7 protein-coding genes and 1 pseudogene are annotated in these 6,532 nt (G+C 56.8%); 1 reads left to right on the top strand and 7 read right to left on the bottom strand.

Annotation, left to right across the window (positions count from 1 at the left end; all coding sequences use genetic code 11):
• Positions 1 to 191, top strand: a 191-nt coding sequence (locus RFM68_RS28730; RefSeq protein WP_320236374.1) for a LexA family transcriptional regulator, incomplete at its 5' end; no start/stop codon positions are given.
• Here RFM68_RS28730 and RFM68_RS28725 read toward each other — a convergent pair.
• The 7 genes and pseudogenes from RFM68_RS28725 to sctQ all read right to left on the bottom strand — a co-directional run bounded on the left by RFM68_RS28725 (position 166) and on the right by sctQ (position 6,483).
• The gene (locus RFM68_RS28725; protein ID WP_320236373.1) at positions 166 to 1,668 is read right to left on the bottom strand and encodes a hypothetical protein; all 1,503 of its coding nucleotides are present in this window, start codon (positions 1,666 to 1,668) and stop codon (positions 166 to 168) included. The genes RFM68_RS28730 and RFM68_RS28725 overlap by 26 nt on opposite strands.
• Positions 1,669 to 1,973: 305 nt before the next feature.
• Positions 1,974 to 2,311 (bottom strand): annotated as a pseudogene (locus tag RFM68_RS28720) (hypothetical protein); the annotation flags it as partial.
• A gap of 325 nt (positions 2,312 to 2,636) precedes the next feature.
• Complete coding sequence (locus tag RFM68_RS28715) at positions 2,637 to 3,671, bottom strand: EscU/YscU/HrcU family type III secretion system export apparatus switch protein (RefSeq protein WP_320236372.1); 1,035 nt, start codon at positions 3,669 to 3,671, stop codon at positions 2,637 to 2,639.
• Positions 3,668 to 4,489 carry a type III secretion system export apparatus subunit SctT gene (gene sctT / locus RFM68_RS28710; RefSeq protein ID WP_320236380.1) on the bottom strand — a complete coding sequence of 274 codons (822 nt, stop codon included), beginning with the start codon at positions 4,487 to 4,489 and terminating at the stop codon, positions 3,668 to 3,670. Before sctT ends, RFM68_RS28715 begins: the two co-directional genes overlap by 4 nt.
• An 8-nt stretch (positions 4,490 to 4,497) precedes the next feature.
• Positions 4,498 to 4,773, bottom strand: a complete 276-nt coding sequence (locus RFM68_RS28705) for an EscS/YscS/HrcS family type III secretion system export apparatus protein (protein ID WP_320216873.1) — start codon at positions 4,771 to 4,773, stop codon at positions 4,498 to 4,500.
• Between the two features lie 2 nt (positions 4,774 to 4,775).
• A complete protein-coding gene (sctR, locus tag RFM68_RS28700; RefSeq protein WP_320223464.1) occupies positions 4,776 to 5,441 on the bottom strand; it encodes a type III secretion system export apparatus subunit SctR in 666 nt (221 codons plus the stop codon).
• Positions 5,434 to 6,483, bottom strand: a complete 1,050-nt coding sequence (gene sctQ, locus RFM68_RS28695) for a type III secretion system cytoplasmic ring protein SctQ (protein ID WP_320236371.1) — start codon at positions 6,481 to 6,483, stop codon at positions 5,434 to 5,436. The genes sctR and sctQ overlap by 8 nt, the downstream gene beginning before the upstream one ends.
• Between the last annotated feature and the right edge of the window lie 49 nt (positions 6,484 to 6,532).

The following is a 6,532-nucleotide window of genomic DNA, read 5'->3' as shown; positions in this document are numbered from 1 at the left end:
AACGCGATATGCAGCGCTTCTTCGCCGTCACCGCGCCTTCCGTCCATCAGATGGTGATCACCCTCGAGCGCGCTGGATGGATCCGCAGGCAGCCCGGCGTCGCGCGCAGCATTGAACTGCTCCTCGATCCCGACAGCCTGCCCAAGCTACAACCCATCGAAACCGTCAAATCCTCTGTGCACAGGTACTAGGTTTCCGAGCGACGGTCATCCGCTCTCCGGCAGACGCTTGCCGGATTCTAATCAACGCAAGGTTGATATGACGGAGTAGTATGGGATCGCTGCCCGCGAAGTCCCTAGCCAGGCTGTCCAATTGCCGATCCTGAATCCTGCCACTGATTTGGCTCTGGTGGTTCTTTGCAAGCCATGCGCTGAACTTACGCAGCGCCGCTAAGTCGGTCTTCACCGCGCTTACGTTGCCGGCTGTGGCCTTTGTATGGTAGTCGGCGAAGACTTGGTCATCCTGCGTGTTTGGTCGAGCGCCCCGAGCAACGGTCACCCGCTTTCCGGCAGATGCTTGCCGGAGTCTAGTCAACGCAAAGTTGATTTGACGCAGTAGTATGGGATCGTTGCCCGCGTAGTCCCTAGCCAGGCTGTCCAATTGCTGATCCTGAATCCTGCCGCGGATTTGGCTCTGGTGGTTCTTTGCGAGCCATGCGCTGAACTTACGCAGCGTCGCCAAGTCGGTCTTCACCGTGGTTTCGCTCACTTTGTCGGCTGTGGCTTTTGTGTGGTAGTCAGCGAAGACCTCGCCATCCTCAGTGCTAGGTCGATTCCGGCCAACTATCACCTGCCCTTCGGCCTGGGCCTGTCGGAGCCTACCCAATGCTGAGTTGATTTGACCAAGTAATTTGGTATCGCCGGCCGCGCAGAGCTTCGCTAGGCTGTCCAGTTGCCGATCGTGAATCCGGCCGGCGATTTGGCTCTGGTGGTCCTTGGCAAGGCGCACACTAAACTTCCGCAACGCCGCTATGTCTTTCGAAATCCTGTTCTGGCTGATTCGATTTCCCTTGGCCGTAGCCAGCCTGCGGTACGTGTTAAAAAGCAGCTCGTCTGGGTGGCGGCGTTCTCGCTTACGCAGCAGTGCAGTTCGCTGCAGGAGGACAGCTTGGTAGCGCGCCTCGGTCGGCTCTGTGGGAGGTGCGCTGATTGGACCGCCCGGTTGATTGGCCGGAGGCTGCCCTAAACCTGCCCCGGCGCGAGGTAGGGGGGTGTGGGGAGCGCTTCTCAAAGGGACGCCTGGGAGGTTGACCGGCGGTGGCAGGGAAGCCAAATCTTGCAGGCAAGCGCCTCCAATCGCTGGGTCGCTTGCAGATACCGACATAGCATGGCCGCCGAACTGCGGAAGCTCCTCCTGATCGACGTTTGGGGTAGGCGAGTTGGTCACGCCATCAATTCCCTGCCAAAACTTCGCCGAAGCGAAACTTTCAGCCGGTAAGCGGGCACCGCGATCGGCGGCTGCAAGAATCTCGTCGTGGTAGACACCTGGCGCAGGCGAGTGGGGCGGTGGACCCGGGGTTGGATTGACCGGCCAAGGCACGCTTCCTTGTAGCTCGTTCAGTCGCTGCTCAAAACTCCTCTGCTCGACCTGGTGCTGTTGCAACCCTGCTTCATCTCTTCGGGCGGGATCTGAGGCGGGGGACGCACCGATATTGTCGAAGAGATCCATCCTACTTCCTTGCAAGTTCCGAGCACTTTAAGCGGTTCTATCTCTACGGTGCTTGGCTTTCGACAATCTGACGGAGGCAGCAATGCAGTGGAAGCCATCGTCATTCGGGCGCACGAGTTTTGAGATGGACCGTGGTGGGATTTTTCATGAAACGAGAGGAGTCAATTTCTCATTTCGCCCGACACCTCTGGTTCGATCGGAGACATTTGCGCATGTTGGTTTTGGAGACAATTGCAAGATGCGCCGGCTGTCGCTGGCCCACGGAGGTCGATCGGTCGATCATGGCGATCTGCCGACGGCAGCTACGCCAGGAACCAGCGCTGTGCAATTTGTACCGCAACTGTCTCGGCCTCTGCCCAGAGTACCGCGTTCCGTAACGGCTCGCCATCTCCGCATAGGTTCTGTTGAGACCGGGGTCGCAGCGATCGGAGTTGGTTACGGCGGCCTTGAGATTGTCGCGCTTTTATGTCCCGAACGGTTATGTGCCCTGAGAGGCATAATATAACCAGGGACCAGGAACTTCGGCACGCCACCCAGAAGAGGTTCGTGTGCACGCCGATCCGGTCGGGCAGGCTCTCGCTCGGGCAACGGTTCGGAAGACAGTGTAGTTTGAGGCGTCCATCGCTGCCACGAGCAGCGAGAGGCGGTGGCGCGGTGGAGCTTGAGGTGACCGAGCATGCGCTCGATCCGGTTACACTGTTTGGCCGGATCGATTTTTCCGCAGGTAGACAGGTGATCAGAAAGCAGCGAATGGCGCCTATCAACACACACGCAAGGCAAGTGGCACATGACTTGTGACGGCGGACCGAGCGCGCTGAGTAGTAACGGTAGTCCCGATGGTAGCGAACATTGCGATAATTCTCCAAAACATGCGAGGTCGGCCGGACACATAGACGGTTCTGGATTGCCCATGGTCCATAGCGGCACAGTAGCCTGCGCAATAACAGAAACCGATTTTGTATACTCGTCTAGACTAACCCAGCGGCATGGAGTGCTCTAGCAACTGGCTCAAAATACTGCATAGGAACAGGTTTTCCTAACTTGGTTGTTTGGATGAGCTGACGCGCTAGGCCATCATCGTCGACAATACTTAGACGTAGCGCCTGCGCCGCTCCGAAGATAGGTGAAACGGCCTCGCCCTCGCCGCGGCAAACCAAGACCGGCACCCCAGTCTCGCCCCTCACGTAACGCAGACCGACCAATATCGCCCGCCCTCTCAAGATCAATGTGGCGTGATGCACGCCAAGCGGAGGTTCGCTAGCCATCTCTTGACGTAGGCGACGTTGTTCATGCTTCAACTCTGGCGTACCTTCTTGTTCCTTCCTTTCGCGCTTGACCTCGGTCTCAGTCATTCGCATGTCGCGCAAAAACAACCAGCGTTGGAGCAGGAGATCGATCAAGCCGCCGACCAGAAGTGCACCGGCACCAATCCCGACCAGCAGTTTCACCTCCGTAAAGACGAAGCCGAGGCACGAAATGCCGCAGACCGGCAGATAGACCATCGTTTTCCACATGCCCAGAATAGAAAAAAGAAAGATAGCGCCGAGGACTAATAGCTTCACCAGCGCCTTGCCAAGGTCGGTTAAGGAGCGCACCGTCACAATGCGCTTCAGTCCCTGAAAAGGATTGATTTTTTCAAACTTGGGCGCCATCGGCTCGAACGAGAAGAGTAGTCCACCGTTAGAGATGAATGCGGCCGAGACCGCCGCGGCGGCTACAGTTCCAAGCAGCGGGCCGACTGTCGTCACGGTGAGTTCGGTCAAGAGAATTAGCGCTTGCCCGACAGCGATATTGAAAGGCAGATCCTGCAGCTTGTCGGTCAATAATACCGCTTCGATGCATTTGTCTTCGATCGCGCTAGCTCTTAACCACAGATAGCCGAGACCGGCGCAGGTGCCGACGGCGCGGACGAAATCGGTGTTGCGCGCAATCTGCCCCTTCTTGCGTGCTTCGCTTAGCTTCTTGTGAGTGCCCGGGTGTTTCTTCTCTTCGCTCGCGCTCATTTCAGCATCTTTTCGAACGCCTCGAGCCCGCCTTTGGCCTGTGCGATATCTGACGCCATGGCGTCGATGAGATACGCAGTGTACGTGACCATAATGATCGGAAAGCCGATATTTTTGATTGTCGGGGAAAGACGGTTCGACTTGAGTTGCGGGGCAAAGCGGGTAAGGATCATTATCGAAATGTCAACTAGCAACAGAAAGGCCACGACAGGCCCGGAGACTAGTAAACTCGTCACCATAATCCGGTCGAGGAGGGCGATTAATTCCATTGCCCCTTGTGAGGTCAGCGTGGGGTAAAATTGATATACGGGCCAGATTGAGTAGCTGCCATAAAGGCCGCCGATCATGATCTCCAGACCTTCCGATGCGACGAAGATCGTGATCGCTGTGATTCCGAGAAAAAGTCCCATCGCGGATGCCTGAGTGTTCGTCGTGGGGTCTACCGGACCGACTTGGCTGGTGATGCCGCGCTGGGTGTCGACAAGCTCACCGGCCGCCTGGAGGCTCCATATCGGGATTCCGAGCGGAATCCCAAGTAGCAGCCCGACAAAAATCTCCTTCAAACCGAGCAGTGTCACTTGGATGAAACGGGTATCAGTATCGAGCAGCTGTAACCCGTCTCTGATGGGTGCCAAGCACGGTAGCCCGAACGCGACAGCAAGGCATGTTCTGATCAGCCCGCCAATTTGAGACCGCGTAAATACTGGCAGGACCAGCATAATGCCGACAGCGCGAGCCGCAGCAAGACCGGCGGCGATGATGAGTTCGATGGCCGCATGGATGAGCATTTGGGCGTCGGTGGGTGACCAACCAGACATCATGAAGGCTAGTAACTCGGTATAATCGCGGGAAACTGGGAGAACACGTAATCGGCTTGCTCGATGAGCGGAGCGCTTAGCACAGGAGCAAACAGAACAATGATCGCAACAACGACCAATAGTTTCACTGTCAGGTGCAAGGTTTCGTCCTGAATCTGTGTTGCCGCCTGGATAATGCCGATGCCCAGGCCGACAACCACAGCGGCAATGAGTGGCGGCAGAACCCAAATCATGAAAACGATTAAGGTTTGGCTCATTTGGGCTACAATGCTGGCCTCATCCATGCTCAACCTCCCGGTGTTGTATAACTCAACACAAGCCCGTGCATTAGTCGGGACCAACCATCAATAGTAACAAATAGAAATAGTTTGAAAGGGACAGCTATCATTGTGGGTGATACCATTGACATGCCCATCGCCATCAAAATCGTGGTTACGATGAGATCGATGCAGATAAACGGAAGATAAAGAAGAAAGCCAATTTCGAAGGCACGCTTGAGTTCTGAAATTAGAAAGGATGGTACGAGAATGGCGAAATCATCAGGTGTCGTCCTGGCGCGCATTTCCTCTGGCCAGACTTGTTTGGTCGACGATAGGAAAAATCGACGCTGCTCTTCGCTTGTGAACTTCTTGAGATAGCCACGCAAAGGCTCTCGTCCCTCTTCAGCAGCGGTAACCCAGTCGTCGAAGGTCTGATAGTGGAGTTTCGGGTCCGTGACGCGCGCATAGGTCTGCTCGATAACAGGCGCGCTAACGAAAACGGTGAGAATTAATGCCGTCGCGTAAAGAACTATATTGGGGGGTATCGTCTGCGTCCCGAGCGCGTTGCGGACGAGGAAGAGAACCACAGATATCTTTATAAAGGCCGTGGTTGTGACGACTGTGAGCAGCAGCAGACCCAGCCCAGCCGTAACCGCAAGAAGCGCCAGAATCCCGGGTTGGATCTCACTCATTGCATGCCAACCCGCCACGTAGCCTGATGCCAAGCTCGTCGCCGATGCGCACGATGTCGCCACGGCCGATACGCCGGCCGTTGGCAACTATATCGATCGGACCGTCGACCGGCCGACCAAGTTCGAAGATATGCCCTTCGCCGGCACTCCTCAGTTCCCCTAGCGGCATCAGCCAGCGGCCGCATTCAAAAACCAGAGTGATTTCGATATCGTCGAGCTCGGCATCCGATGGCCCTTGCTGCAATTCCGGTTCTGTCATGATGTGCGCACTCTCCAAGGGGCATGGTTGCGGGCGGAAAGGCCCCCGCTGGATCAGGCGGTCGTCCGCAACATCTGCCACGGCCCAGAGCCGGCCCGCAGAGAGGATGATCTGATCGCGGTGGAACGGTAATACGTCTGGTATCAAAGCATCACCGGCAGATGTTTTGCGAATAAGCGCCGCCGGAACGCAAAGCGAGCCGATCTTTCCTGCAACCAGGACCGGGAGCTCTGCGGGTAATTCGCACGGTTGTCGCGGCAACTGTCGAAGCAGATCTCCCAGGGCGTGGAACGCGAACGGCACCGGGCCATCGAGAGGCGAGAATAGGCACAGACGAGCTTTGCCGTTGATCGGGCCGCAGGCGACGTCATATTCGAGATAGGGAGGTGGCATGGTGGTTTCGCGCAGCTGAGCCAGTTGCACGTCCTGCCGTGTCTGAGCCTCGAGTCGAGCGAGAAGCGGCTCAAGTGCGAGTTCGAGAACCATTGAACCGGTTGGCTCGGAAGGCAAGCCAATGCCGCTCTGCACGGTCGAGATGAGCCTCTCTATCAGTGCACGGGAGATCGACAAGACGATCGTCTCATCTCCGAGCCGCCAAATGCACTCGAGCATCGGAATGGGAAGCGATTCCGGCTGCCAGACAAGCCGTCCTATTCGCACCGATAGCGGCTCGTCGCCAAGTCGGCACTGAAAAGGCGTGCGGGGGTGTGCGCACTCGTTGAGCCACGAGACGACGTCGTGGGACAGACTTAGCTTTGGCTTCAGTGAATCGTGTGTGCTCAAAGTGTTTTCGGCTCTACAAGACGGCACCATTGCGACACGACAAGAATGC

Source organism: Mesorhizobium montanum (genome assembly GCF_033977145.1).
Lineage (GTDB): Bacteria > Pseudomonadota > Alphaproteobacteria > Rhizobiales > Rhizobiaceae > Mesorhizobium > Mesorhizobium montanum.
This window is presented reverse-complemented; position numbering and strand designations above follow the sequence as displayed.